Genomic DNA, 22,790 nt, shown 5'->3' on the forward strand with positions numbered 1-22,790 from the left:
ATGCCCCCCGGATACGCGGACGGTGCGAAGGTGTACCGCGAAGCGTATGGCCGGGGGCTGACGCCCGACCCTGAATTGTGGGTTGACGAATGGGCTGACGAGTACATGCGGATCCCGCGTGATACTGGTGCAGCCGAACCCGGCAAATACCGCACAGCACGGACGCCGTATGCCCGTGAACCCATGCGCTGCCTCTCGCCAGCGCACCCCTGCAAGCGCGTCATTACGATGGTCGCCTCGCAGCTGATGAAAACGCAGATCGCCCTGAACTGGATTGGGGCGCTGATCCACATGGCTCCGTCGAACATCCTGACGTTGCTGCCCAGCCTGGCCCTGGCCAAGCGGGTGTCGGCCCGGATCGGTAAGACGATTGCCGCAACGCCTGAATTGAAGGCGCGTGTGGCGGCTTCACGATCGCGCGATGCCCGCAACACCATGGATACCAAAGAGTTCGAGGGCGGCACGCTGTACGCGACCACCGCTGGCTCTGCCTCCAACCTGGCCGAGCTTGCTGCCCGATACATCTACGGCGATGAGATTGACCGCTGGGACGTGGACGTCGATGAAGAGGGTGACCCTGTCGATCTTGCCGAGACGCGGGGCAGTACCTTTGGACGCAATGCCAAGTTTTACTTCTCCAGCTCGCCGACCATCAAGGGAGCCTCACGCATTGCCGATCTGTTCGAAACCAGCGACCAGCGTTACTACTACGTGCCCTGTCCAACCTGCGGCCACATGCAGGTGCTGGAGTGGGAGCGTCTGCTGTACTCCGCTGATTTCCAGACCGTCCACTACAAGTGCTCCTCACCCGATTGCGATGTACTGATCGAAGAGCACCACAAGGGCGAGATGCTTGCCCAAGGGGAATGGCGCTCGCACGCTCAGGGCGATGGCGAAACTGTGGGTTTCCACCTCAACGCGCTGTACGCCCCGCTTGGTTGGACCTCATGGGCTGACCTGGCCAAGCAATTCGAGAAGGCCAAGCGCGCCCAAGACCGGGGCGACCTTGAGCCCATGCAGGTGTTCTACAACACCCGTTTGGCGAAGGTATGGGACAGCGCGGTCGAGCAGACCAAGGCCGAAGTCCTGCAGGCCCGAGCGTTGCAGGAGAACTATGTGCTCGGCACCGTGACCGTTGGCGTGCTGGTACTGACCTGTTCCGTCGACGTGCAGGCCAACCGTCTGGAGGTGATGATCATTGGCTGGGGCGCTGGGATGGAGCGCTGGATCGTTGACTTCAAAGTCATCCCGGGTGATCCCGCAGATCAGCGTACCTGGGAGCTTCTGGATGACCTGTTGAAAGTGCGATACCGCCATCCTTGCGGTGTCGCCCTGGGCATCCTGGCTACGGGCATCGACTCCGGCGGTCATCACACCCATGAGGTGTATCAGTTCTGCCGCGTGCGCCGTTGGCGCAACGTCTTTGCGTTGAAAGGCGCAAGTAAGCCTGGGCGCCCTGTCATCGCGCAGCGACCCTCCCTGGTGGATGTCACTTGGCGAGGGCAGACCGAGCGCAACGGCGCCGAGTTGTGGATGGTCGGTACCGACACGGCCAAGGACTGGATCTACAACCGTTACAGCTTCGAGTCGGGGCCTGGATCTGTGCACTTCGCCAAGGACCTGCCGGACGAGTTCTTCCAGCAGTGCGTGGCCGAACGCAAGATCGCCCGCTACGTGAAAGGGTACAAGCGAATCGAATGGGTCAAGGGCAAGGCCGACCGCAACGAAGCGCTGGACCTTCAGGTGTACAACCTGGCCATGGCGTACTACCTCGGCCTGCATCGTTACGGCGAGCAGGACTGGGAGAAGCTGCGCCAAGCCTTGGCCCAGGCGAACCTGTTCGAGGAGCCGGCACCTGCGAAACCGCCCGCTATTGAGCAGGAAGACGACGATGCAGATGCCGAAGTCGAGTCGCAATCACCGGCTCAGCCACCAGCCCGGCCCGCTTCTACGGCCATACGAACGCCGCCTCGCCCGGCACCTCAACCAATGCAACGCCGCAGCTCGAGCAGCGGCTATCTGAAGAGACGCTGACATGGCATACACCCAGGCACACCTCGCGGCTGTTGAAGGTGCGATTGCCCGTGGCGAACGCATCGTTCGCTACAGCGACCGCACCGTCGAGTATCGGACGGTGGACGAACTGATCAAGGCCCGCGATCTGATCCGCACCGAGCTGGCCCAGGCAGCTGGCCGACGGTCTCGCGTGGTGCGGCTTTACCACGGAGGAAAGGGCTTGTGAGCGGCCGCTATATCTCCACGCGCTCTGGCCTGCTGGTACCGGAGCGCATCAAGGCCAGCTACGAGGGCGCCGCCGAAGGGCGGCGTTCCTCTAACTGGGATGCCCCTGATACGGGGCCAAACAGCCTCATCATGCCCGCCCTGCGCAACCTGCGTTCGCGCTCGCGGGCTGCGGTGCGCAACGACCCATATGCGGGCAACATCATCGACAAACGGGTCAGCAACCTGATCGGTACCGGCATAACGCCTCAACCGCGCTTGCTCGACAAGGCGCTGCGCAAGGCCATGCAGGTGCTGTGGGAGGATTGGGTGGACGAATCGGATGCGGACGAGCGTACCGACTTCTACGGTCAGCAGGCGCTGGTAGCACGCACGGTCGAGCAATCAGGTGAGTGTTTCGTCCGCTTGCGGCCACGCCGGCTGGAGGATGGACTGGCGGTCCCGCTGCAGGTGCAGTGCCTTGCACCTGAATTCGTCCCGCACGACAAGTTCGAAGTGACGCGGTCCGGCAACGTCATCCGCGCCGGGATCGAGTTCAACAGCATTGGACGACGCGTTGCTTACTGGTGCTACCGCAATCACCCAAGCGACAAGGCCTCGCTCAATGCCGGCTACAACCCTCTGGTGCGCGTACCGGCCGAGCAGATGTTGCACATCTTCGAGCCCTTGGAACCAGGCCAGTTACGTGGTGTGCCTCGGCTCGCGCCGATCCTGAAACGTCTGCGCAGCCTGGACAACTACGACGACGCGGTGCTGTTTCGCCAGGAAGTGGCCAACCTGTTCGCGGGCTTCGTTCGCAAGCCCGCGCCGGAAGGGCCGGGGCATCCGCCGATGGACATGCTCACGGGCGCACCGGTTGTCCACGACCGAGATGCATTCACGCCGATGGTGGCATTGGAGCCCGGCACTATGCAGGAGCTCGGGCCGGGGGAGCAGGTGGAGTTCTCCGACCCGCCCGATGGCGGCAACAACTACCCCGACTTCATGCGGCAGCAGCTGATGGCTGCAGCCGCCGGCGCAGGTCTGCCTTACGAGCTGATGACCGGTGACATGCGCGATGTGAACGACCGAGCGATTCGCGTGGTGCTCACTGAATTTCGCCGTCGGCTGGAGCAGTTGCAGTTCCAGGTGTACGTCCACCAGTTGTGTCGCCCTGTGCGAGCCGCATGGATGGACATGGCGGTACTGGCCGGGGCGTTGGTACTGGAAGACTACGTCCTGCGGCGGCGTGAGTACTTGCGTACGCGGTGGGTGCCACAGGGCTGGGCCTACATCCATCCCGTTCAAGACGTTCAGTCGCGGATGCTCGAGGTGGGGGCGGGTTTCGCCTCGCGCACGGAGATGTGCCTTCGCTCTGGTACGGACGCGGAAGTCGTGGACGAAGAGAACGCCGCAGATATCGCCCGGGCCAAGGAGCTGGGCCTCAACTACAGCAGCTTGTCGGCCATCAAGGATGAGCCGGATGAGCCCGACGAGAAGGGGAAAACATGAAACCGTTGATGCCGTTCCGCATCTTCAACAAGGCCAAGTCCATGCCGCAAGTCGAGGACGGGCACTGGTACAAGATCGCTGCAGCCGCCGAGGGCGAGGCCGGGGCCAAGGTCATCGAAGTCTATGTCTACGGCGAGATTGGCGCCTGGGGCATCACCGCGAACCAATTCATTCAGGATCTCAAGGCGGTGGACGATGGCGTTTCGGAAGTGGTGGTGGCCTTCAATACCAACGGGGGCGATCTGTTCGAAGGTCTCGCGATTCACAATGCACTGAGCCGGCTGGGTGAGCGGTGCACCGGCCGGGTCGATGCTTTGGCGGCCAGTGCTGGCAGCGTGGCGGTATGTGGTGCCCACCGCGTGGTGATGGCATCGAATGCCATGCTGATGATCCACAACCCCTACACCTGGGTAGGCGGCGATGCCGAGGACCTTCGGCGCGTGGCGGATGTTCTCGATCAGGCGCTCGAGGCCATGATCGCTGCTTACAAGGCCAAGGCGCCGAATGTCGATGACGCTGAACTGCGGCGTCTGGTCGATGCGGAAACCTGGCTCACTGCACAAGAGGCCGTGGACCTGGGCTTGGCCGACGAGATCGGCAACGGCATCAAGGTCCAGGCTTGCTTGGGGCAGGGGGCCACTCTGGCGCGGTACCGAAATACCCCGCAGGCGTTGTTGGATCAGCTCCAAGCCAGCCAGGCCGAGCCAGAAACCCCGAGCGAGCCCGCTCCGGTCGATGAGCCCTCAGCTCCCAGCACGGCTAACTCGACGGCTCTGGCATTGATGATCACCCAGGCTTGTGCGAAAGCGGGCATCAGCAACCTGGTCGAACCGCTGATCGCATCGACCAAGCTGGCCGACGAAGCCACGGTCCAGGCAGCGTTGACTCGTGCCAAAGCCGTGCGAGACCTCTGCGTAGCGGCGCGCTTGCCCGAGATGGCGGTCGAATATGTCGGCGCTGGCCTGGACGCGACCGTGGTTCGGGCGCGGCTGTTCGACAAGCTGGTCGGCTCGGGCAAGGGCTTCGAGATCGACAACACCCTTCCGCCGGCTGCCGATGAGCCTGAGACAGTCCAGGCGAAGCTTCCAAACCCCAGCAACATTTGGTCTGCGCGACGGCAGGCCGCTCAACAACGCACCGGCAAAGGAGCCTAAGCATGAGCAAAACCTATGTGGAACCGGTGCATGCCGGTGAATTCCTGCTGTCCGAGGGCGCAGGAAAGATCTCCCGCGAAGTCATCGAGCTGGCCCCTGGTGCTGCCTTGGTCGCCGGCCAACTTCTCGGTCAGCTCACGGCCTCCGGCCAATTTGCTCCATACAATCCCGAGGCTGCAGACGGCAGCGAGACGGCCAAGTGCATCTTGTTTGCGTCCGTTGGTGAATCCGACGTAGCCCGGCGCGGACGCGCGGTAGTACGCCTGGCCGAGGTGAGCGAGGGGCTGCTGACTGGCCTCGACCTCGATGCGGAGAAAGCCCTGGCGGCGCAATTCATCATCGTTCGCTGATAGCGAGCCAACCCTTTTACAGCCCCGCCTAGTGCGGGGTTTTGCATTTCTGGAGGGCCTTCATGGCTGACATCGATATTTTTGAAGACAACGCTTTCTCGGTTCCCGCGCTCACTGCGGCGATCAACGAGCAGCCATTCGTGCCAGGGCGCCTGGCTGAACTGGGGCTGTTCGAGGAAGAAGGCGTGACCACGGTGACCGTCCAGGTCGAGAAGGACGGCGACACTCTGGCCTTGGTGCCAGCGGGCGAACGGGGTACTTCCGGGCTGGTGGTCAACGGTAGCAAGCGGATCCTGCTGCCATTCAACACCGTTCACCTGCCCGAGCGCTTCGCCATCAAGGCGGACGAAATCCAGGGCATCCGCGCTTTCGGTGAGCAAACTGAGCTGCAGGCAGTCCAGGACGTGGTCAACAAGCGTCTGGCGAAGGCTCGGCGGCAACTGGATGCCACGCATGAATTTCACCGCATGGGCGCGCTCAACGGCCACGTGCTGGATGCGGACGGCAAGACAGTGTTGCTCAATATCTATGCCCGCTTCGATCTTGATCCCATCGAGATCCCGATGGAGCTGACCAACCCGGACACCAATGTCCGGGTGAAATGTGTGGATGCGCTGGATGCCCAGGAGGAAGCCTTGGGCGCCGCTACCACCAGTGGTGCTCGGGCCTTCTGCGGTAAGAACTTCTGGCGAGCGCTGATCGGGCACAAGAGCGTCGCGAAAACCTACGAGGGCACTCAGTACGCTGCAGCGTTGCGGGCTGACGGTCGCGAAACTTTCGAGTTCGGCGGCATCACCTGGGAGCGCTACCGTGGCAAGGTCGGCGGCATCGCCTTTGTCGCGGACGACGAAGCGCGTCTGGTTCCAGAAGGTGTGCCCGGCCTGTGCATCACTCGCTTCGCGCCGGCTGACTACATGGACACGGTCAACACCGAGGGCTTGCCGTACTACAGCCAGTTGGAAATGATGCCGTTCAAGAAGGGTGTGGCCGGGGAGGCCCAGTCCAACCCGCTGCACCTGGTGACCCGTCCTCGCGCCATTCTCCGCTTGAAGCTCTGACCATGGCTTTCCGGGACCTGATAACCAACGTCGACGCCACGGTGTTCGAGATCCTGGGCGATACGGTGCTGATCGAGGGGCGTGAGGTGCTGGGGATGTTCTCGGCCCCTTGGCTGCAGCCCAAGGTAGGCCAGATAAGGACCGCGTTGCGTGAGCCCCATCTGGTCATCCGCGTCCAGGACAACATCGGCATCGAAGTGAAGCACAAGGTCTTCTTCGGCGTGCCCCAGGAAGATGGCGGCGGCAATTACCTCATCACTAGCATCGAGCCGGGTGGCGACGGCCTGGTGACGCTCATCCTGAGGAAGTCGTTATGAGTGTGGGCAGCTACCACAAGCAGTCGGCCAGCAGCGGGTTGATCTCGTTGCGGGCCGACCCGCAGGACGTGAAGGGCTTCAAGGACTTCGCGAAGCTGGTACCCAAGGCGGTGGCGTCGGCTCAGCGAAGGGCGGTGAACAAGGTGCTTCGCTGGCTACGCACGCATATCGCTCGCGATGTGGGCCGGCAGGAGCGGATCGCCATCGCTGCGGTGAGGCAGCGCCTCAAGGCCTTCCCAGTGTCCAGCAATGGTCAGGGGCGGCTGTGGTTTGGCATCAACCCCATCGAAGCCAGCCGAGCAGGCCGGCCCCGGCAGTCCCGCTCGGGCGTGTCGGTTGCTGGTCGCCGATACCAGGGCGCTTTCTTCAAGCGGGTTTATGGCGGCAACCCGGATATCTGGATCCGCACGGCCAGCAAGCACTTCGATGCGAAGGACTACCCGGACAGTGAGGTTTCAGGTCGGGGAGGGCGCCGGACGGGTTGGGTTGCCGAGAACGACAGTCGCTTCCCCTTGGCCAAGGCCAAGATCTCGCTGGAGGAAGTCCGGCCGCATTTTGAGGGCTGGACCAATCGAGCGCATGAACGGCTGCTGGTGGTGATGGAGCAGGAGCTGAACTTCGAGCTGCAGAAATACCTACGGAGGACAGGCAATGGATGACGGGCCGATTCCCCTCGGTGCGGTGTACACCGCTATCGAGGAACACATCAAGGAAGCGATCCCCGGCCTGGCCTATGTCGGGACCATGCCGGAGGGGATCCAAGTGGTGACCCCGCCAGCGGTGGTACTTGAGCTGGTTGGGTTTGGGGACGCCGACAAGGATCCTGGCACGGGCGAGGTCGCAGTCGAGGCTCGTTTCGAGGCGCGGGTTATCGTCGGGCAGGAGGAACCCAACTGCTTGCACGTCGCAGCATTCGTTGCAGCGCAGTTGGCGGTGCTATTGCGCATGCAGTCCTGGGGCCTTCTGGTTGAGTTCGCGGAGTTCGTGCGGGCAGAGCGCGATTGGAGCCGTCCTGAGCTGGATAGCTTCGCGGTTTGGGTCGTCGAATGGACGCAGATCATCTACCTGGGCGAAGAAGAGTGGCCATGGCCCCGGGAGCCTGGCCCAGTGAAGTTCGCCTTCGATCCTGACAGTGGCCTCGGCAACGAGGACCAGTATCGAGAACCGGAGGCGCTGGCATGAGTTACGCGGCAGCGCAAATGGATCGCATGCTGGCGGGCCTGGTGATCCCCTGTTACGTCGTGGCGGTCGACCTGGCCGCCGCCAAGGTGCGGGTATCTGACGGCGGCGCGTGGACCAGTGCCTGGGTTCGCTGGCATGCCCAAGCCGCCGGCAAGGCCCGCCACTGGCGAGCGCCGAGCCTGGGGGAGCAGGGTGTGCTGGTGAGCCCGAGCGGCGAGCCCGCACAGGGGACGTTCGTTCCTGGACTGTACGGCAACGCCGGCCCGCCGCCGGACAATCGCGATCATGTCGAGACGTGGCGTTTTGAGGATGGCGGCTCCCTGGTCTACGACTGGGCGGCCAACAGCTACACCATCAAGCTGCCCAGCGGCACGGTCAGCATTGAGGTCGGCAGCAGCAAGGCGGTAATCACGAGTGCCGCGATCAACGCCGAGTCGACCGCGATCAAGGCCAAGGCGCCGGCCATCACACTGGAGGGTAGCGTGGAGATTGTCGGGCCGTTACGCGTGACGGGCGACATCCTCGGCCTCGGGAAAATCATCGATACCGCCGGCAACACGGCGAATCACAAACACTGACAGCCCGCTTTGCGGGCTTTGTCTTTTCTGGAGCATCACTTATGGCAGTTAAGAAAACCGCCGACACTGAAACGGTCGTCGGTGTGACTTTCATCGACCGCGCTTTCACCTCGCGCTCGCTGTTCCTGCAGGCCGGTGACGACCTGCGCGAGTTCAAGGTGCTGGCCGGCAGCGTGACCGTCCAGGCCGACGACGCCGAGGCGCTGGCGTTTCTGCGTGGCCATGCCGACCTGCAGCAGCTGGACGGCTAAGCATGATTGGCCTGGACCGCAGGACTGGCCAGAAATCCACCGGCCTCGATCATCTGAAACAGTCGATTGAGGACATCCTGACCACGCCCTTGGGTAGTCGCCGTATGCGGCCTGAATACGGCTGCAACCTGCGCCGCTTTGTCGACCTGCCGGTTAACGAGGGCTGGAAAAGCGCTGTGCAGGCCGAGGTTGCCCGCGCCCTGGGGCGCTGGGAACCGCGCCTGCAGTTGGAGCGGGTCAAGGTCGTTTCGGTGCTGGATGGCCAGATTGGCCTGTTGCTGACGGGCCAGTACCTGGGTAGCTCGGCCGTTGTGGAGGTGAGCGCATGATTGACCTGTCTTTATTGCCGCCGCCCGGCGTGGTGGAAACCCTCGAGTTCGAGACGCTATATCAGGAGGTGCTTGGCATCTTCCGCGCCCATATGGGCGACCAGTGGACCGCGCTTCTTGAGTCGGACCCGGTGGTCAAGCTGATGGAGGTCATGGCCTACCGTGAGCTGATGGTGCGTGCCCGTGTCAACGCGGCGGCCAAAGCCAGCTTGCTGGCCTATGCCAAAGGCGCCGACCTCGACAACCGCGCAGCCGACTACGGTGTGCAGCGCCTGACTATCCGCGCGGCTGACCCCGATGCGGTGCCGCCGGTGGAGGCGGTGATGGAAAGTGACGAGGCGCTGCGCTACCGCACGCGGCTGTCGCTGGAGGCGCTGTCCGTCGCCGGCAGCAGCGGGGCGTATGAATATCACGCACTGAGTTCGTCGGCCGAGCTGGTGCACGTTTCGGTCGATTCGCCCCGGTTTTCCGGGGTGCCGGTGCCAGCCCCAGTTAAAGCGCAATTGCCGGCCGGGGCCATTGTCGTGGTCTGCGACTACGATGCTGGCCTGGCCAACCCGCTGCCTGGCGATGTTTCTCTGGCCGTGTTGGCACGGCCTGAAAGCACCGTCCCCGAGGCGCAGCTGGTGACCACTGTCCTCAAGGCGCTGTCGGCCGATGACGTGCGGCCGGTGACGGATCGGCCGCGCGTACAGGGTGGTATTCCGACTGACTTTCAGGTTGAGGCGGTGCTGTGGGTGGAGGCCGGGCCAGACCCTGACGTTGTCCTTGCGGCGGCCGGGGCCAGCCTGGACAAGGCCATTGCTGCCGCGCGTCGGCTGGAGGGGCAACTGCCCGTCTCGGCCGTCTACGCGTCGTTACACGTAACGGGCATCAGTCGTGTCGACCTGATCAAGCCGGCGGCAGGAGTGGTGTGTGACAAGCGGCATTACCCGCGCGCCACGTCCATTGCCCTGACCACCAAGGTGGTCACATGAGCCTGTTACCGCACAACGCCACGCTGCTGGAGCGCGCCCTGGAGCGCGCCGGCGAGTTCGGCGTGGACCCGGACATTATCCGAGGCGTGGCCGACTCGGCGCGCTGCCCGCCTAACTTCCTGCCCTGGTTGGGCTGGGCGCTCAAGGTTGAAGGCTGGGAAGCGGCCTACACCGACGAGCAGCGCCGCGCGCTGATCCGTGAGGCGATCCCGGTTCACAAGACCAAAGGCACCGTCGGCGCAATCCGGCGGGTACTCAAGGCGGTGCGAGTCAATGCGGAGCTCAAGGAGTGGCACCAGATCCCAAACGCCGCGCCGTACACCTTCCACGTCACGGCCTGGGCCAATGACAACCGGTCGGGCGAGGGTTCGATTATCTCGCCCGAGCTGGGCGCGCGCCTGCGCGCCCTTATCAATGCGGCGAAAAACGAACGCAGTCATTACGAGTTCCGGCTGGGTGCGCGCTTCGACGGCGGTCTGGTGCTGGGTAACGCTGTCCAGGGGCGCACATTGCAGCGCCGGACGATGGAGCCGGCGCCGGTGCCAATTGATCCGTCGGCCCAAACGCTGCAGCTAGCCAATGCCGCCAACGTGCTCGGCGTCCATCGGCGGTCTGCCGAGACGCAGGGCGTTCCTATCAACGCTGAATCGGGCCTTGTTGCTGCCAACGCAGCACAGGGGTCCGTCGTCGTGCGCGGCACGATGGAGGCTGTTTTATGAGTACACCGTTACAACCTGTCATCACCAAGGCCGGCTTGGCGGCCATCTTCAACACGACTAATTCGGGTTTTGCGGCTGAAATCACTCATGTCGTCGTCGGCACTGGCAACTACACGCCCAGCAACGAGCAAAAGACCCTGCGCAACCAGGTAGCCAAGTACCCCATTGCCGGGGGCGAGAAGCTGACTAGCACGTTGTTGCACCTTTCCGCCGTTGCCGATGGTCCTGGCGCATTTTGGGTGCGGGAGCTTGGCTTTCTGCTGAGCGACGGCACCTTGTTGGCCGTGTGGTCGCACCCTACCGAGGCGCTTGCCTACAAGCCGGCCGGCGACCAGTTGTTGCTGGCTTACGACCTGTCGCTGGCCGCATTGCCGGCAAACAGCGTGACCATCAACACCTCGCCGGCTGGGCTGAACCTATCCCTGGCTGAACCCTTGGCCGCGCTGGCATCCGCATTGATTGGTGAGCAGCTGCGCAACCTGCAGCAGCAAGACCAGATTGAACAGCTGATGCAGCAGCAGCGCATGGCGCTTGCGCAATTGAGTCACCTGCAGGGACGTATCGAGCAGGCTGAACAAACGCAAACGGTAAACCATGAAGGGCTGCTGAGCATGGGTATTACCGCTGCTGACTCAATCATTTCGACCCAAACACAACTGACAAAACACCTATACGGAGTGTGACAAGGCTATGAGTCTCGAAACTGAAATTTCCGGTCTGACGTCGACTGCCAAGGCATTGATCGATATCTACGCTGGCAAGAATGCTGCGATAGATAAATCAGTTGCCGCTGCGGTTGCTGCTGTGCCCAACATGGAGCGGACCTGGTACGTCAACCAGATAACCGGGAGCGACGATAACGCGGGCACTGCGGCGGCGCCGCTTGCAACTATTGAAAAGGCAATGAGCAGTACGCCTGCCGGGGGCACCTGTAACGTCCGACTGCAGGCCGACTACATCCATACCAAGAGCACCGTGATTACAGTGCGCAACTTGCTGATATCCAGTGACGTGTCTGGCCTGAAGCGTAAATTCACTGTGACCTACCAGCTGGGTACTGATGGGCAGTACTTCATGTCTGGTTTCGCCATGGCGAGTTCATCCACTGTCGCTTTCTTGGATGTGACGCAAGTGATGCCCAGTCCGGCAGGGCTTAACCCGGTCCCAACCGGAACCGCCAACATCATGTTCCGGTCCTTCAGCCTTCAGATTGCGGCCCTTTACGCGGTCAAGTACGCCGCATGCGATCTACAGATGCCGGCTGACTTCGTGGGCTGGCTGGCCATGCAGCATAACAACGCGCTGATACTGCAGGTGGTTTCCTCCAGCTTCCCCTCGGGCTTTGCGGGTCGCTACGCCTACGGCGTTCCAGCCGGGGCGCTGGCGAAGGATTACCCGAACATCATGACCAATCTGACTTCGTTGTAAGGAATCGCTATGCAAAAACTGAATCTATCCGTCGACATGGGCGGCGGCATCATCCTGCAAGGTTATATCTACGAGGACCTGCCACTTGAGGCCGCCCTTAAAGCGGCCGCGATGCAAGTCGACCAGTCCGCCGACCAGGCGCGAGCCAGCATCATCGGCGGCTCGCTTCGCGTGGTTGAGTACGAAATGGCCGAGAAGGAGGCCGCCGCCTTCAAGGCTGCTGACTTCCAGGGTGAGGTCCCGCCTACCGTTCAGGCTGTTGTCGATGCGCAAGGCGTAGGGGCGCAGGAGGCCGCTGAAGGGATTCTGGCCGAGACGGCCGCCTGGCGTGGCGCGCTGTGTGAAATCCGCGCCGCACGCTTGAAAGGCAAGGCCGAGGTGCTCAAGGCGACCAGTCATGCCGAGGCGGAGCGCCTGGCTGACGCAGCTATCGCAGCGATCCGCGACAGTATCGCCGGCATCACCACCGCCTGATTCTGCTGCGTCCACCTTGAGCGCCCCGTTTTCGGGGCGTTTTCGTTTCTGCAGGGCCGCCACGTGCGGCCCTTTCTTTTGGAGCTTTCCATGGCTGGATTTTTTCACGGCGTTACCGTAACGAACGTTGACACCGGCGCGCGCAATGTCGCGCTGCCGTCCTCCTCCATCATCGGCCTGGTCGATACCTTCACCGAGGGCGCGAACGTCTCGGCTAAGGTCGGTGACCTGTTGCTGATTACCAACGAGCGCGAGGCCGTGGCCGCGTTCGGTGCCGATGCTGCCATCACCAAGGCTTGCCGGGCGATCTATACGCGCTCCAAGGCGGTTATCGTCGCCACGGGCGTGGCCAAGGGGGTCGACGCCGCCGCGCAGATTTCCGCGATCATTGGTGGAGTGCAGGCCAGCGGCAAACGTACCGGCCTGCAGGCGCTGCTCGACGGCAAGAGCCGTTTCAACGCCCAACCACGCCTGATCGTCGCGCCCAAGCACAGCGCGACTCAGGCGGTCGCGACCGCGATGCAGTCGATTGCAGAAAAGCTGCGCGCCGTGGCAATTGTCGACGGCCCCAACACCACTGACGAGGCGGCCAGTGCCTACGCCAAGTCGTTCGGCTCCAAGCGCATCTATATGGTCGACCCGGGCGTGCAGATGTGGGACACCACCGCCAACGCGACGGTCGACGCGCCGGCCTCGGCCTGGGCTGCAGGCGTTTTTGCCTGGACCGACAGTGAGTATGGTTTCTGGTCCTCGCCTTCGAACAAAGAGTTCGTCGGCATCACCGGCACCACCCGCGCCATCGAGTACCTGGACGGCGACGAGACGTGCCGGGCCAACCTGCTGAACAACGCCAATATCGCGACGATCATCCGTGACGACGGTTTCCGTCTGTGGGGTAACCGCACGCTGTCGAGTGATCCGAAATGGGCGTTCGTCACCCGCGTGCGGACCATGGACATGGTCATGGACGCGATCCTGTACGGCCACAAATGGGCGGTGGACCGGGGTATTACCTCGACCTATATCCGCGACGTGACCGAGGGCCTGCAGGCGTTCATGCGCGATCTGAAAGCCCAGGGCGCAATCATCAACTTCGAGGTCTACGCCGACCCGGTGCTGAACACGGCCAGCCAGCTGGAGCAGGGCAAGGTGTACTGGAACATTCGCTTCACCGACGTTCCGCCGGCCGAGAACCCCAACTTCCGCATCGAGGTCACCAATCAATGGCTGACCGAAGTCCTCGACCAAGTCGCGTAAGGAGCACATCACATGGCAATGATTCCCGAAATTCTGGCCAACATGAACCTGTTTGTGGACGGGATCAGCTTCCAGGGCGATGTGCCCAGCCTGACCCTGCCCAAGCTCACGCTGAAAATGGAGGAGCACCGGCCCGGTGGCATGGATATGCCGATTGAGATGGATGTGGGCATGGACAAGATGGAGTCCAACTTCACCACCACCGGCGTGCGTAAAGAGTCGCTGAAATTCTTTGGCCTGGCTGACGGCAACGCGTTCAACGGGACGTTCCGGGGTTCGTTCAAGGGCCAGCGGGGCGAGACCAAAGCGGTGATCGTCACTCAACGCGGCACCTTGAAGGAGCTGGATATGGGGGACTGGAAGCCGGGCGACAAGGCTGAGTTCAAGCACTCCGTGGCGTTGACCTATTACAAGCTCGAGGTCGGTGGTGAGGTCATCTATGAGATCGATCCAGTGGCGATGAAGCGCGTCATCAACGGTGTCGACCAGCTGGCCAGCCAGCGCCGCGACCTCGGCCTGTAATCCCCTGCAACCCTTCCGCATTCCTTTCTGATTCAAGGACACCGAGTCATGAGCAAGCCAGCACCGAAGTACCTCAAGCTGACCGCTGAAAATGTCACCGTCACCCTGACCAAGCCAACCGAGATGAATGGTATCAAGGTGGACACCATCACCCTGCGCGCGCCGACCGTGCGCGATATGCGCCTGTCCAGCCAGACCTCGGATGGCGACGACGAGCAACGCGAACTGAACCTGTTCGCCTCCCTGGCCGAGGTCAGTATCAAGGACCTGGAGGGCCTGACCTACAAGGATTACAACCGTATCTCGACCGGATATACCTTTCTGGTGCGAGAGGACGAACTGTAATCCTCAGACGATGAAGGCCGCCGCCAAGCGACTGGCGGCCGAGCTGAATTTCTCGGCCGAGGAAATCATGACCATGTCCTATGCCGACCTGGTCTGGTGGCTTACAGATTGAGCTTTGCATAGGGGGCTCCGGTGGCGAACAAACTAGCGTTAGCGCTGGTGATCGGCGGCACGGTCGCCTCATCGGTAGGTGCCGCATTCAAAACGGTTGAAAACGGCATCCAGAAATTGGAGGCCAAGGGCAACAGGGCCAAGGTGCTGAAAAGCACCATTGGCGAAACCATCAAGCTGCGCGAGGAATGGAAGCGCGCCCACGACAGTGGTGCTGCCGGTGCCGACAAGCTGTTGCGCAAGCTGAACGGCAACCTTGAGGCGCTGCGCAACCAAGGCGTCGAAGTCGGGCGCCTTAAGCGCGAGTACGAGCGCCTTGGCCGCGAAGCTCGTGCCACCGGTCTGCAGATGAAGGGACACCAGCAGCTGCAGGCGGGCAAGGAATCGCTCAAGTCGAACGTAGGGAAGGCAGTGGCCGCCACGGCCGCTGTTGCTGCGCCGACGATGATCAGCGCCAATTACCAGGCGATCATCCGCGACATTGCGATCAAGGCTGACATCGTCAACAAGCCCCAGGAACAGCAGCTAACCCGGACGGTAATCGGCACGGCCGCTGACACCGGGATGGCGCGCAACGACGTGGCCGCTCTGGTCAACCAGTTGGTCGGCGCCGGCATGGAGCTGGATAAAGCGCTGGCCTACGCGCCGGTGGCGGCCAAGTTCGCCGTCGGGCAAGGCGCCTCGGGCGTCGACACGGCGTCAATGATTCAGGCGCTCGAGCAGAACGCCAAGATCAGCGATCCGAAGGTCATGCAACAGGCGCTGGAGGCGATCGCCTATCAAGGGCAGGCGGGTAGCTTCGAGGCCAGCGATATGGCCCGGTGGTTCCCGCAACTGCTGGCCGGCATGGAGAAGAGCGGCATCACTGGGCTAAATGCGGTGACTTCGCTGGGCTCCATGCTGCAGGTACAGATGAAGACCGCCGGTGGTTCTGATGAGGCTGCCAACAACCTCAAGAACTGGATGGAGAAAATCGGTTCCGGCGACGTGGTCAAGGCCTACAAAGACGCTGGCATCGATTATCAGGCTTCGCTGAATACCGGCCTGCAGAAGGGGATGAATGTCATTGAGGCGTCCATGGCCCTGGCCATGAAGTACGTTGAAAAGACTGACCCGGACAAGGCCAAGAAGATCGAGGCGGCCAAGGCACAGATCGACAAGGAGGTTGACCCGGAGAAGGCCAGGGCAGCACTGGACGCCTTGGAGAAGACCCTGCGTACCGGCGATATCTTTGCTGACATGCAGGTCAAGGCGGCGCTGACCGCCTACGGGCAGAACCGGGGATTGTATGAGGAGCTGAAGGCCAACTCTGCCAACGCGCAGAAGGTCGGCGGCATCCTCGACAAGAACCTGGCCGAGCGTCGCGAAACCTCGGCCCAGCAATGGGCAGAGACGGTGCAGGCGGCTGACGACGCCATGCGCAGCTTTGGCGATGCCATCCGCCCAGCGACTGACATGGCGGCCAAAGGGCTGACAGCGGTCGCCCGTGGCATCACCTCCCTGTCGGACACCTTCCCGGCGGTCGTGACGGGCATTGCTGGTACCGTGGCGGCCATCCTGGCGTTACGGACCGCGTCTAGCGCGTTCAAGATCGGGCGGGGTGTGGTCAACATCGCGCGCGGCCGTGGCCTGGAGCGTTTCGCCGGCCGTGCTGGTCGGGGTGCACAGGCGCCCATCAAACTGCCCAAGACAGGCAACAAGGTGCTTGATACCGGTTTGGGTGCGTTGGGCAAGGTGTTTGGAGCCACGACCAGTAATGACCCCGCCCCAATCGCCGACAGCGATCCGCAGCGCGTGTTTGTAGTCAATGCCGACGCTATTGGACGGGTCGGCGGTAGCGTGGCCTCTTCTGGGCCTGCCGAGCCCGGTAGCCGTCGTGCACGCCGTCGACGGCGGCGTCGAGCTGGTACGGCGACCAATGCGCGGCGCTCGCCTGTTCCGTCCGCAGCCAAGGCGCATGTGCCAACGGCGGGCGTTGCGGCGCTCGCTGGTGCTGCCGAGGCAAACAGGCTGGGGCGCATGGTGCGAGGCGTGCGCGGCATCACCAAGGCTGCCGGCAAGCTGCCTGGGGGCAAGCTGATTGATGCGGTGCCCGGCGTGCTCGACGTAGCGCTGAATGCCGAAACCCGAGACGAGAAGGCCGAGGGTTACGGTGGCGTGGCGGGCGGCATGGCCGGGGCCATGGCGGGAGCAGCAGCAGGCGCGGCGATTGGTTCGATTGTGCCGGTCATTGGCACTACTGTGGGTGGCATCGTCGGGGCGGCCCTGGGCGGCCTCGGTGGCGAGTCCGTCGGCGGTTGGCTGGGTAAGCGATGGTTTGGGGAAGAAGCGCCCGAGAATGAAGAAAAGGCGCCAGTGCCGGCGGCACCAGGCGAGGCGCTACGCGTAACGCTGCAGCCGCAGGGGAACAAGCCTGTTACTCCGGTAGTGCCCGAGGCTGGCAAGCCGGCGCCGGCGCAGCCCACCATGGGCGAGTCCGTGCGCAGCCAGCCCAAGGCCAGCGCGGCCGATCCCGTTCCGCCACCGGTTAGGCCGGTGGTCATGCCAGCACCACACGCGCTGATGGTCCCGGCAGCACCGGTGGCGCCTCTGGTGCTGGCGGCATCTGCGACCAAGGCCGCCCAGGTCCCGACACACCAAGCGGCCTCCCAGCCGGCACCCCGGCCGGATGCGCTGGGTGGTGTGGTGCGCGACATGCCGACCCAGGCAAAGGCGCCGGAACCAAAGCTCCCCGAGCCGGCTAAGCCAGCCCAGGCGGCCCCGCTCAAGCCGCCGGCCCTGAAGGTGGACCAGGCCTTTACGTTCGCACCGTCGATCAAGGTCGAGGTGCTCGGGGATGTGAAAGAGCCAGAGCAGCTGGTGCGCGAAATTGAGTCGCCGCTGCGCCGCCTGTTTGAGACTTGGCAGCGCGAAGCGGAGGCGCGCATGGCGTCGGCCCAGTTGTTCGATCAACCACACGTTTAAGGAGGGTCTATGCCCTACATGGAACAGCTGGAATCGTCCCTATCCGGGCTGGTTTCAGCTGGGGAGGCTGGGCGCAAGGGGGTGGATGGCATGCTGTCACCCCTCAATGGCGCGGTTGGCAGCATCACAGGCGCCGCATCCGAACTGGAAAACATCCCGTTTGTCGGACCCGAGGCCGGGGAAAAACTGGGGCGCATCGTGCGTAGTATCAACGTGGCCCAGTCCCAGGTGGGGCAAGTGGCTTCGATGTATAGCCGTGCCGTCACCGGCGCCGCCCAAGTGCAGGAGCGCCTGGGCACGTTCAAGATGATGGCGGCCAAGGTCACGGCCGAGGCCAAGCGGGTGGCGGGAATGGTTAGCCCGTCGCTGGCCAACATCCTACCTTCGGGCGGGCTGCTGGGCTCGGCCACGCCACTGGCCGAGGCGGTCGCGCCGTTTCCCCACCTGCTGATCATCCAGCCGCACGACCCCAAGCTACAGCCGTATTACTTCAACCTGGACACCGCCGCCTTTGACGAACTGCGCCGGCAGGCGTCGTTCCGCTGGGCTGGCCAGGAACGCTTGCGCCGCAGTGTGGCGCAGCAAGCCGTTGGCCTGGGTGAGGAAAAGATAACGCTCAGGGGGGCGATCTTTCCGCACCACAAGGGCGGCATTAAGCAACTGAACGTGCTGCGCAGCATCGGCCGCAACCTGCAGGCGCTGAAGTTGGTCACGGGCTACGGCGAGGTACTGGGCGACTGGTGCCTGGTGAGCGTGGAGGAAGAACAGGGCCACTTGTTGGCAGGTGGCATCCCTCGGAAACAAGGGTTCACCCTGGAGTTTGTGAGCTATGGCAACGATCTGCAGAACGTCTAGTGGGGATCTGTTGGATGTGATCTGCCAGCACCATTACGGGCACCTCAATGGCACCGTCGAGGCGGTGCTGGAGGCCAATCCGGACTTGGCCAGGGAGGTGCAGCCGTACCGCGCTGGCCTGCTGATCCAGTTGCCCGACCTGTCGGCGCCGGCGGTGGAGCTGCTGCAGCTGTTCGATCGATAACCCGCGTTACGCGTAACGAGCCCCGCCCTGTGCGGGGTTCTTCATTTCTGGAGCAAGCATGAAACCGACGTACCGTATCGTCGCTGATGGCAAGGACATTACCGCGCTGATCAATGACCGCCTCTTGCTGTTGCGGATATCGGACAAGCCGGGCATGGAGTCGGACGAGTTCGAGCTGCGCATTGACGACCGTGACCAGGCTGTTGCGCTTCCTGGGCGCGGCGGCCGGGTGGAGGTGCTGCTGGGCTATGAGGGCCGGCCCCTCAAGCGGATGGGCGCCTTTACCGTCGACGAGGTGCAGCTGTCCGGCCCGCCGGACACCATGACCATTCGCGGCAAGGCCAGCGACATGCGCGGGAGCGGCAAGACCGTACGTAGTGGCAGCTGGGAAAACGTTCCGCTGTCGCAAATCGTCAACGAGGTGGCCAAGCGCAACGGCTGGGAGCCGGTGTGCCCGGTGACTACCAAGATCGAGCGCGTCGACCAGCGCAACGAGTCGGACTTCAACTTCGTCACTCGCCTGGCCAAGCAGTACGACAGCACCGCCAAGGTGGCTGAGGGCAAGCTGCTGGTCATGCCTCGGCAGGGCGGAAAAAGCATCAGCGGCAAGACCCTGCTGGTCGTGAACATCAACAAAACCGAGGTCGAGCGCTACCAATTCCGCCTCGGGGATCGCGGCGCGCAGAAGGCTGTGCGGACCCAGCACCAGGACAAGAGAACCGGCGCCTTGCAGGTGGTCCAGCTGGACAACGACGAGGCCCCCGACGGCCTGCCCCCGGTGCATACCGACCGCCATATCTATCCCGACAAGACTGCCGCGGAGCAGGCCGCCAAGGCGCGCTTGGCAGCGTTCAACCGCAGCACCGCCGGTGTGCGCCTGGAAATGGCCGGGCGCACTGACCTGTTTGCCGAACGCACGATCAATGCCCAGGGTTTCAAGGTCGGCCTGGATGGCGAGTACCTGGTGGACAGCGTCGAGCAGGTATTCACCGCCAGCGGCTGGACTACCACCGTGGAGTGCAACGGCGGCAAGAAGGGCAAGGCCAAGGCCTCGGGCAAAAAGAAGAAAGACGACAACAAGCCGCTCAGGGTTGAGCAGCTGTAATCCCAAAGCCGCACGCGGCAGCAATTGGAGAAATGAATGGCTATCTCAGTACAACAGCTACAAAAGATCTACCCGAACGCCGGCCCGAAAGCCGGCGTTTTTGTTCCCGGCCTCAACGCCACGATGGGTAAGTTCGGCATTATTACGCGCCTGCGTATGGCTGCCTTCCTCGCCCAGATAGGGCATGAGTCGGGCCAACTGCAGTACGTGCGTGAGCTCGGCAATGACAGGTACCTGTCGAAGTACGACACCGGGCGTTTGGCCCAGCGTCTGGGCAACACGCCTGACGCAGATGGAGATGGCCAGTTCTTTCGAGGTCGTGGCCTCATCCAGGTAACAGGCCGCTTCAACTACGAAGCCTGCAGCGAGGCTCTGTTCGGAGACAGCCGTCTGCTCCATACACCGGAGCTGCTCGAGCATCCAGTCTATGCATCGATGTCGGCCGGCTGGTTCTGGCAGAAGGAGGGGCTGAACAGCCTGGCCGACAAGGGCGACATGCTGACCATCACGAAGCGGATCAACGGCGGTACAAACGGCCTGGATGATCGCATGACCATCTACAAGCGAGCCCTTGAGGTGCTGCAGTGACCGCCTGGGGCGGTCGCCTGATCGCCGTGGCGACCTTGGCGCTCGCTTGTGCCATCGGTGCCCGGGCAGCGTGGGTATGGCAGGCGAACGCCTATGGGAAGCAGCTCGCCGAACAGGCTGGCGATTACCGCAAGCAGCTGGCGGAGAAGGATCGCCTGCACGGCCGTGAACGTGAGGAGGCAGCTGCAGCTGCGCTCAACCAACTGGCAGAGCAGCAGGATGCGCGCCGCGCCCTGGAGGCTCGCCTGCAGGATCAGAACAACACGCACTGGAAGGAAATGAACGATGCTCAACAAGCTCAGGCTCGTCTGCGTGACCGTCTTGCTACCGCTGATCTGCGGTTGTCAGTCCTTGTCGACACCGGATCCCTTGCCACCCAGGGTTGTGACAGTGGGATGCGAGAAGCCACCAGCACCGGAGGCGTGGTACATGGCGCCGTACGCGTCCAACTTGACCGAGCGCATGCTCAACGAATTGTCGCCATCACCGATGAAGGCGACCGGGGACTGATTGCGCTGCAGGCCTGCCAGGCCTACGTCCGCGAAGTCACCAAGTGAAAAGAGGCGAGCCGGGTGGATGCGCCAACATCCAGCCCGGCCCGCCGAACCCGCAGACCCTTCCTGCAAGTCCAGCCGTGGCCTCTGCCTTGTGCACAAAGCGCGGCGAGCCTAACACCTGACCTCTCCAATTATTCCCCTGGAAAGGTGGCAAGCGCCGCCTGGCCGACCGCTTGATCCCTCTCTTCCCCCCTCATGAATGCTATGTCGAAGTCTTCGCCGGCGGAGCCGCGTTGTACTTCATGCGTCCCCAACCAGCCCCGGTGGAGGTGCTGAACGATCTCAACGGTGACTTGGTCACCTTTTACCGCCTGTGTAGATATATAAAAGTTATGAGCGGATATCTATGGTCGCCTCCCATCATTTCCTATGCGTTAACTTTTTTTCAATCAGTCAGGTTCTTCAGTCTCTGATTAGGGGTTGATATCAATCGCTGGGAGATAAAGACGTATGGTTGTCCCCAAGCCTAGCGTGCTTTCTGCGAGAATGGCGCCATTACTCTGTTTAGCGAATCCGTAAGCTTGGCTGAGACCTAGCCCTGTGCCTTTGCCGAAGGGTTTTGTTGTGAAAAACGGCTCAAATATCCTTGGCATCACTTCTGGAGCGATGCCTTTCCCATTGTCGTTCACTTCAAAACAAACGAATTTTCCATGCAGCTTCTCCACTGCATTGTTTAACTCCACTGACTTTACTGACACGCGAATCAGTCCGCCGTTCTGAAGAACATCCCGGGCATTAAACAGCAGATTAAGAAGCACCATTTGCAGCTGCGTGGCATCCACTTCGATACTTGGCAGATGAGATTCAACTTCCTCTTCCAGAGCAATCCCTGGCGGTAGCGCATGCCTAAACATGCCCAACGCGGACGATAACAGTTTTTTAGGGCGATGTGCTAAAGGGGTCATCTGCCGTTGACGTGCAAACCCGAGAAGCTGCTGGGTCATCTCGGTACCCCGTTGGCCTGCGTCGAGTATAAGCTCCAGCAGACGCTTTACTCGGACCTGGTCTTGGCTAGCCATAGCCAAGCTTGCAGCATTGATAATGATGGATAGAAGATTGTTGAAATCGTGGGCTATCCCGCCTGTAAGCTGACCCAGCGCTTCCAGTTTCTGTGCTTGGAAAAGTTGGGCGCGGATGGAATCGAGCTGCAGCGCTGACTCACGCCGGTCAGTAATATCGCGGGTAACTTTAGCAAATCCAATGAATTGTCCTGTGTCATCTCGGATTACATCAAGCGCTGCTAAAGCCCAAAATTGAGATCCATCCTTTCGTAAACGCCAGCCCTCGTCTTGTGCTACACCATGCTCCAAAGCTTGATTGAGCAATCGCTCAGGTCGACCCTCTTCTCTGTCCTGCAGCGTAAAAAAGAGGGCGAAATGGCGACCGATCACTTCTGAGGCGTGATAGCCTTTGATCCGCTCAGCGCCGGCGTTCCACGACACGATACATCCAGAAGGGTCAAGCATGTAAATCGCGTAGTCTACGACTGATTGCACCAACTGTTCATAGCGGCTTGCAGGCATAGAGGATTGTTCATTTGTAATAACTGGGTCCATACAACCTCGCACGCATTTCATCAAAGCCGAGTGTATTGAGCCTCGGGTCTGGCCATCTTACTCCAAGCGAAAGCCGATTATACTGCCGTTTGCGCCATCTATACTCTCAAAATTCTTGTACAAAAAAATTTACGCGTATAGCTTTTCGGAGTTAGCGTACCTTTTATGGGCTATAGCCCAGTGTTGGGTTATGAAGC

Annotated in this window: 27 protein-coding genes and 1 pseudogene; 27 read left to right on the top strand and 1 reads right to left on the bottom strand. The window is 62.1% G+C overall.

Going from position 1 to position 22,790, the window contains the following annotated elements:
- From ACLEJP_RS03165 to ACLEJP_RS03295, 27 genes and pseudogenes are all read left to right on the top strand, one after another.
- Entirely contained in the window at window positions 1-2,034 is a 2,034-nt protein-coding gene (locus tag ACLEJP_RS03165) for a phage terminase large subunit family protein (RefSeq protein ID WP_440804486.1), read from the top strand.
- Between the two features lies 1 nt (window position 2,035).
- Window positions 2,036-2,242, top strand: a complete 207-nt coding sequence (locus ACLEJP_RS03170; RefSeq protein ID WP_021785548.1) for a phage head-tail joining protein — start codon at window positions 2,036-2,038, stop codon at window positions 2,240-2,242.
- On the top strand, window positions 2,239-3,732 hold the full coding sequence (locus ACLEJP_RS03175) for a phage portal protein (protein ID WP_440804487.1): 1,494 nt from the start codon (window positions 2,239-2,241) through the stop codon (window positions 3,730-3,732). The genes ACLEJP_RS03170 and ACLEJP_RS03175 overlap by 4 nt, the downstream gene beginning before the upstream one ends.
- Window positions 3,729-4,886 carry a head maturation protease, ClpP-related gene (locus ACLEJP_RS03180; RefSeq protein ID WP_440804488.1) on the top strand — a complete coding sequence of 386 codons (1,158 nt, stop codon included), beginning with the start codon at window positions 3,729-3,731 and terminating at the stop codon, window positions 4,884-4,886. The genes ACLEJP_RS03175 and ACLEJP_RS03180 overlap by 4 nt, the downstream gene beginning before the upstream one ends.
- 2 nt (window positions 4,887-4,888) lie before the next feature.
- A complete protein-coding gene (locus ACLEJP_RS03185; RefSeq protein WP_019096806.1) occupies window positions 4,889-5,236 on the top strand; it encodes a head decoration protein in 348 nt (115 codons plus the stop codon).
- Window positions 5,237-5,298: 62 nt separating this feature from the next.
- A complete protein-coding gene (locus ACLEJP_RS03190; RefSeq protein WP_179028035.1) occupies window positions 5,299-6,294 on the top strand; it encodes a major capsid protein in 996 nt (331 codons plus the stop codon).
- A 2-nt stretch (window positions 6,295-6,296) separates the two neighbouring features.
- A complete protein-coding gene (locus ACLEJP_RS03195; RefSeq protein ID WP_440804489.1) occupies window positions 6,297-6,611 on the top strand; it encodes a head-tail joining protein in 315 nt (104 codons plus the stop codon).
- Window positions 6,608-7,270 (top strand): hypothetical protein, encoded by a 663-nt coding sequence (locus tag ACLEJP_RS03200; RefSeq protein ID WP_440804490.1) that lies wholly within the window; start codon window positions 6,608-6,610, stop codon window positions 7,268-7,270. The genes ACLEJP_RS03195 and ACLEJP_RS03200 overlap by 4 nt, the downstream gene beginning before the upstream one ends.
- Window positions 7,263-7,793 carry a hypothetical protein gene (locus ACLEJP_RS03205; RefSeq protein ID WP_440804491.1) on the top strand — a complete coding sequence of 177 codons (531 nt, stop codon included), beginning with the start codon at window positions 7,263-7,265 and terminating at the stop codon, window positions 7,791-7,793. The genes ACLEJP_RS03200 and ACLEJP_RS03205 overlap by 8 nt, the downstream gene beginning before the upstream one ends.
- Complete coding sequence (locus ACLEJP_RS03210) at window positions 7,790-8,371, top strand: phage baseplate assembly protein V (RefSeq protein ID WP_440804492.1); 582 nt, start codon at window positions 7,790-7,792, stop codon at window positions 8,369-8,371. The genes ACLEJP_RS03205 and ACLEJP_RS03210 overlap by 4 nt, the downstream gene beginning before the upstream one ends.
- 41 nt (window positions 8,372-8,412) lie before the next feature.
- On the top strand, window positions 8,413-8,622 hold the full coding sequence (locus tag ACLEJP_RS03215) for a hypothetical protein (protein WP_440804493.1): 210 nt from the start codon (window positions 8,413-8,415) through the stop codon (window positions 8,620-8,622).
- A gap of 2 nt (window positions 8,623-8,624) precedes the next feature.
- Window positions 8,625-8,951, top strand: coding sequence for a GPW/gp25 family protein (locus ACLEJP_RS03220; RefSeq protein ID WP_019096799.1), 327 nt, complete (start codon window positions 8,625-8,627; stop codon window positions 8,949-8,951).
- Window positions 8,948-9,928, top strand: a complete 981-nt coding sequence (locus tag ACLEJP_RS03225) for a baseplate assembly protein (protein WP_440804494.1) — start codon at window positions 8,948-8,950, stop codon at window positions 9,926-9,928. Before ACLEJP_RS03220 ends, ACLEJP_RS03225 begins: the two co-directional genes overlap by 4 nt.
- Window positions 9,925-10,647: a phage tail protein I gene (locus ACLEJP_RS03230; RefSeq protein WP_440804495.1), complete on the top strand. Its 723-nt coding sequence runs from the start codon at window positions 9,925-9,927 to the stop codon at window positions 10,645-10,647. Before ACLEJP_RS03225 ends, ACLEJP_RS03230 begins: the two co-directional genes overlap by 4 nt.
- On the top strand, window positions 10,644-11,330 hold the full coding sequence (locus ACLEJP_RS03235; RefSeq protein ID WP_440804496.1) for a phage tail-collar fiber domain-containing protein: 687 nt from the start codon (window positions 10,644-10,646) through the stop codon (window positions 11,328-11,330). The genes ACLEJP_RS03230 and ACLEJP_RS03235 overlap by 4 nt, the downstream gene beginning before the upstream one ends.
- A 7-nt stretch (window positions 11,331-11,337) precedes the next feature.
- A complete protein-coding gene (locus ACLEJP_RS03240; protein ID WP_440804497.1) occupies window positions 11,338-12,075 on the top strand; it encodes a hypothetical protein in 738 nt (245 codons plus the stop codon).
- 9 nt (window positions 12,076-12,084) lie between these two features.
- Window positions 12,085-12,549, top strand: a complete 465-nt coding sequence (locus ACLEJP_RS03245; RefSeq protein ID WP_440804498.1) for a hypothetical protein — start codon at window positions 12,085-12,087, stop codon at window positions 12,547-12,549.
- Window positions 12,550-12,639: 90 nt separating this feature from the next.
- The gene (locus ACLEJP_RS03250) at window positions 12,640-13,806 is read left to right on the top strand and encodes a phage tail sheath subtilisin-like domain-containing protein (RefSeq protein ID WP_440804499.1); all 1,167 of its coding nucleotides are present in this window, start codon (window positions 12,640-12,642) and stop codon (window positions 13,804-13,806) included.
- A gap of 12 nt (window positions 13,807-13,818) precedes the next feature.
- Window positions 13,819-14,328, top strand: a complete 510-nt coding sequence (locus ACLEJP_RS03255; protein ID WP_186678542.1) for a phage major tail tube protein — start codon at window positions 13,819-13,821, stop codon at window positions 14,326-14,328.
- 48 nt (window positions 14,329-14,376) lie between these two features.
- Window positions 14,377-14,673, top strand: coding sequence for a phage tail assembly protein (locus ACLEJP_RS03260; protein ID WP_237859486.1), 297 nt, complete (start codon window positions 14,377-14,379; stop codon window positions 14,671-14,673).
- A 132-nt stretch (window positions 14,674-14,805) separates the two neighbouring features.
- Window positions 14,806-17,748: a phage tail tape measure protein gene (locus tag ACLEJP_RS03265; protein WP_440804500.1), complete on the top strand. Its 2,943-nt coding sequence runs from the start codon at window positions 14,806-14,808 to the stop codon at window positions 17,746-17,748.
- A gap of 9 nt (window positions 17,749-17,757) precedes the next feature.
- Window positions 17,758-18,603 (top strand): phage tail protein, encoded by an 846-nt coding sequence (locus ACLEJP_RS03270; protein ID WP_440804501.1) that lies wholly within the window; start codon window positions 17,758-17,760, stop codon window positions 18,601-18,603.
- A complete protein-coding gene (locus tag ACLEJP_RS03275; RefSeq protein WP_019098343.1) occupies window positions 18,578-18,787 on the top strand; it encodes a tail protein X in 210 nt (69 codons plus the stop codon). The genes ACLEJP_RS03270 and ACLEJP_RS03275 overlap by 26 nt, the downstream gene beginning before the upstream one ends.
- 58 nt (window positions 18,788-18,845) lie before the next feature.
- Entirely contained in the window at window positions 18,846-19,892 is a 1,047-nt protein-coding gene (locus tag ACLEJP_RS03280) for a phage late control D family protein (RefSeq protein WP_440804502.1), read from the top strand.
- A 36-nt stretch (window positions 19,893-19,928) separates the two neighbouring features.
- Entirely contained in the window at window positions 19,929-20,480 is a 552-nt protein-coding gene (locus ACLEJP_RS03285; RefSeq protein WP_440804503.1) for a glycoside hydrolase family 19 protein, read from the top strand.
- Entirely contained in the window at window positions 20,477-21,037 is a 561-nt protein-coding gene (locus ACLEJP_RS03290) for a lysis protein (protein ID WP_440804504.1), read from the top strand. Before ACLEJP_RS03285 ends, ACLEJP_RS03290 begins: the two co-directional genes overlap by 4 nt.
- A 118-nt stretch (window positions 21,038-21,155) precedes the next feature.
- A pseudogene (locus ACLEJP_RS03295) lies at window positions 21,156-21,351 on the top strand (DNA adenine methylase); the annotation flags it as partial.
- A gap of 99 nt (window positions 21,352-21,450) precedes the next feature.
- Here ACLEJP_RS03295 and ACLEJP_RS03300 read toward each other — a convergent pair.
- Window positions 21,451-22,593: a two-component system sensor histidine kinase NtrB gene (locus ACLEJP_RS03300; RefSeq protein WP_440804505.1), complete on the bottom strand. Its 1,143-nt coding sequence runs from the start codon at window positions 22,591-22,593 to the stop codon at window positions 21,451-21,453.
- Between the last annotated feature and the right edge of the window lie 197 nt (window positions 22,594-22,790).

The organism is Pseudomonas sp. SMV7 (assembly GCF_052041995.1).
Classification (GTDB): Bacteria; Pseudomonadota; Gammaproteobacteria; order Pseudomonadales; family Pseudomonadaceae; genus Aquipseudomonas.

Coding starts and splice junctions, on each gene's coding strand:
- ACLEJP_RS03165 (WP_440804486.1), top strand. CDS start 1: ATGCCCCCCGGATACGCGGACGGTGCGAAGGTGTACCGCGAAGCGTAT.
- ACLEJP_RS03170 (WP_021785548.1), top strand. CDS start 2,036: ATGGCATACACCCAGGCACACCTCGCGGCTGTTGAAGGTGCGATTGCC.
- ACLEJP_RS03180 (WP_440804488.1), top strand. CDS start 3,729: ATGAAACCGTTGATGCCGTTCCGCATCTTCAACAAGGCCAAGTCCATG.
- ACLEJP_RS03185 (WP_019096806.1), top strand. CDS start 4,889: ATGAGCAAAACCTATGTGGAACCGGTGCATGCCGGTGAATTCCTGCTG.
- ACLEJP_RS03190 (WP_179028035.1), top strand. CDS start 5,299: ATGGCTGACATCGATATTTTTGAAGACAACGCTTTCTCGGTTCCCGCG.
- ACLEJP_RS03195 (WP_440804489.1), top strand. CDS start 6,297: ATGGCTTTCCGGGACCTGATAACCAACGTCGACGCCACGGTGTTCGAG.
- ACLEJP_RS03200 (WP_440804490.1), top strand. CDS start 6,608: ATGAGTGTGGGCAGCTACCACAAGCAGTCGGCCAGCAGCGGGTTGATC.
- ACLEJP_RS03205 (WP_440804491.1), top strand. CDS start 7,263: ATGGATGACGGGCCGATTCCCCTCGGTGCGGTGTACACCGCTATCGAG.
- ACLEJP_RS03210 (WP_440804492.1), top strand. CDS start 7,790: ATGAGTTACGCGGCAGCGCAAATGGATCGCATGCTGGCGGGCCTGGTG.
- ACLEJP_RS03215 (WP_440804493.1), top strand. CDS start 8,413: ATGGCAGTTAAGAAAACCGCCGACACTGAAACGGTCGTCGGTGTGACT.
- ACLEJP_RS03220 (WP_019096799.1), top strand. CDS start 8,625: ATGATTGGCCTGGACCGCAGGACTGGCCAGAAATCCACCGGCCTCGAT.
- ACLEJP_RS03225 (WP_440804494.1), top strand. CDS start 8,948: ATGATTGACCTGTCTTTATTGCCGCCGCCCGGCGTGGTGGAAACCCTC.
- ACLEJP_RS03230 (WP_440804495.1), top strand. CDS start 9,925: ATGAGCCTGTTACCGCACAACGCCACGCTGCTGGAGCGCGCCCTGGAG.
- ACLEJP_RS03235 (WP_440804496.1), top strand. CDS start 10,644: ATGAGTACACCGTTACAACCTGTCATCACCAAGGCCGGCTTGGCGGCC.
- ACLEJP_RS03240 (WP_440804497.1), top strand. CDS start 11,338: ATGAGTCTCGAAACTGAAATTTCCGGTCTGACGTCGACTGCCAAGGCA.
- ACLEJP_RS03245 (WP_440804498.1), top strand. CDS start 12,085: ATGCAAAAACTGAATCTATCCGTCGACATGGGCGGCGGCATCATCCTG.
- ACLEJP_RS03250 (WP_440804499.1), top strand. CDS start 12,640: ATGGCTGGATTTTTTCACGGCGTTACCGTAACGAACGTTGACACCGGC.
- ACLEJP_RS03255 (WP_186678542.1), top strand. CDS start 13,819: ATGGCAATGATTCCCGAAATTCTGGCCAACATGAACCTGTTTGTGGAC.
- ACLEJP_RS03260 (WP_237859486.1), top strand. CDS start 14,377: ATGAGCAAGCCAGCACCGAAGTACCTCAAGCTGACCGCTGAAAATGTC.
- ACLEJP_RS03270 (WP_440804501.1), top strand. CDS start 17,758: ATGCCCTACATGGAACAGCTGGAATCGTCCCTATCCGGGCTGGTTTCA.
- ACLEJP_RS03275 (WP_019098343.1), top strand. CDS start 18,578: ATGGCAACGATCTGCAGAACGTCTAGTGGGGATCTGTTGGATGTGATC.
- ACLEJP_RS03280 (WP_440804502.1), top strand. CDS start 18,846: ATGAAACCGACGTACCGTATCGTCGCTGATGGCAAGGACATTACCGCG.
- ACLEJP_RS03285 (WP_440804503.1), top strand. CDS start 19,929: ATGGCTATCTCAGTACAACAGCTACAAAAGATCTACCCGAACGCCGGC.
- ACLEJP_RS03300 (WP_440804505.1), bottom strand. CDS start 22,593: ATGGACCCAGTTATTACAAATGAACAATCCTCTATGCCTGCAAGCCGC.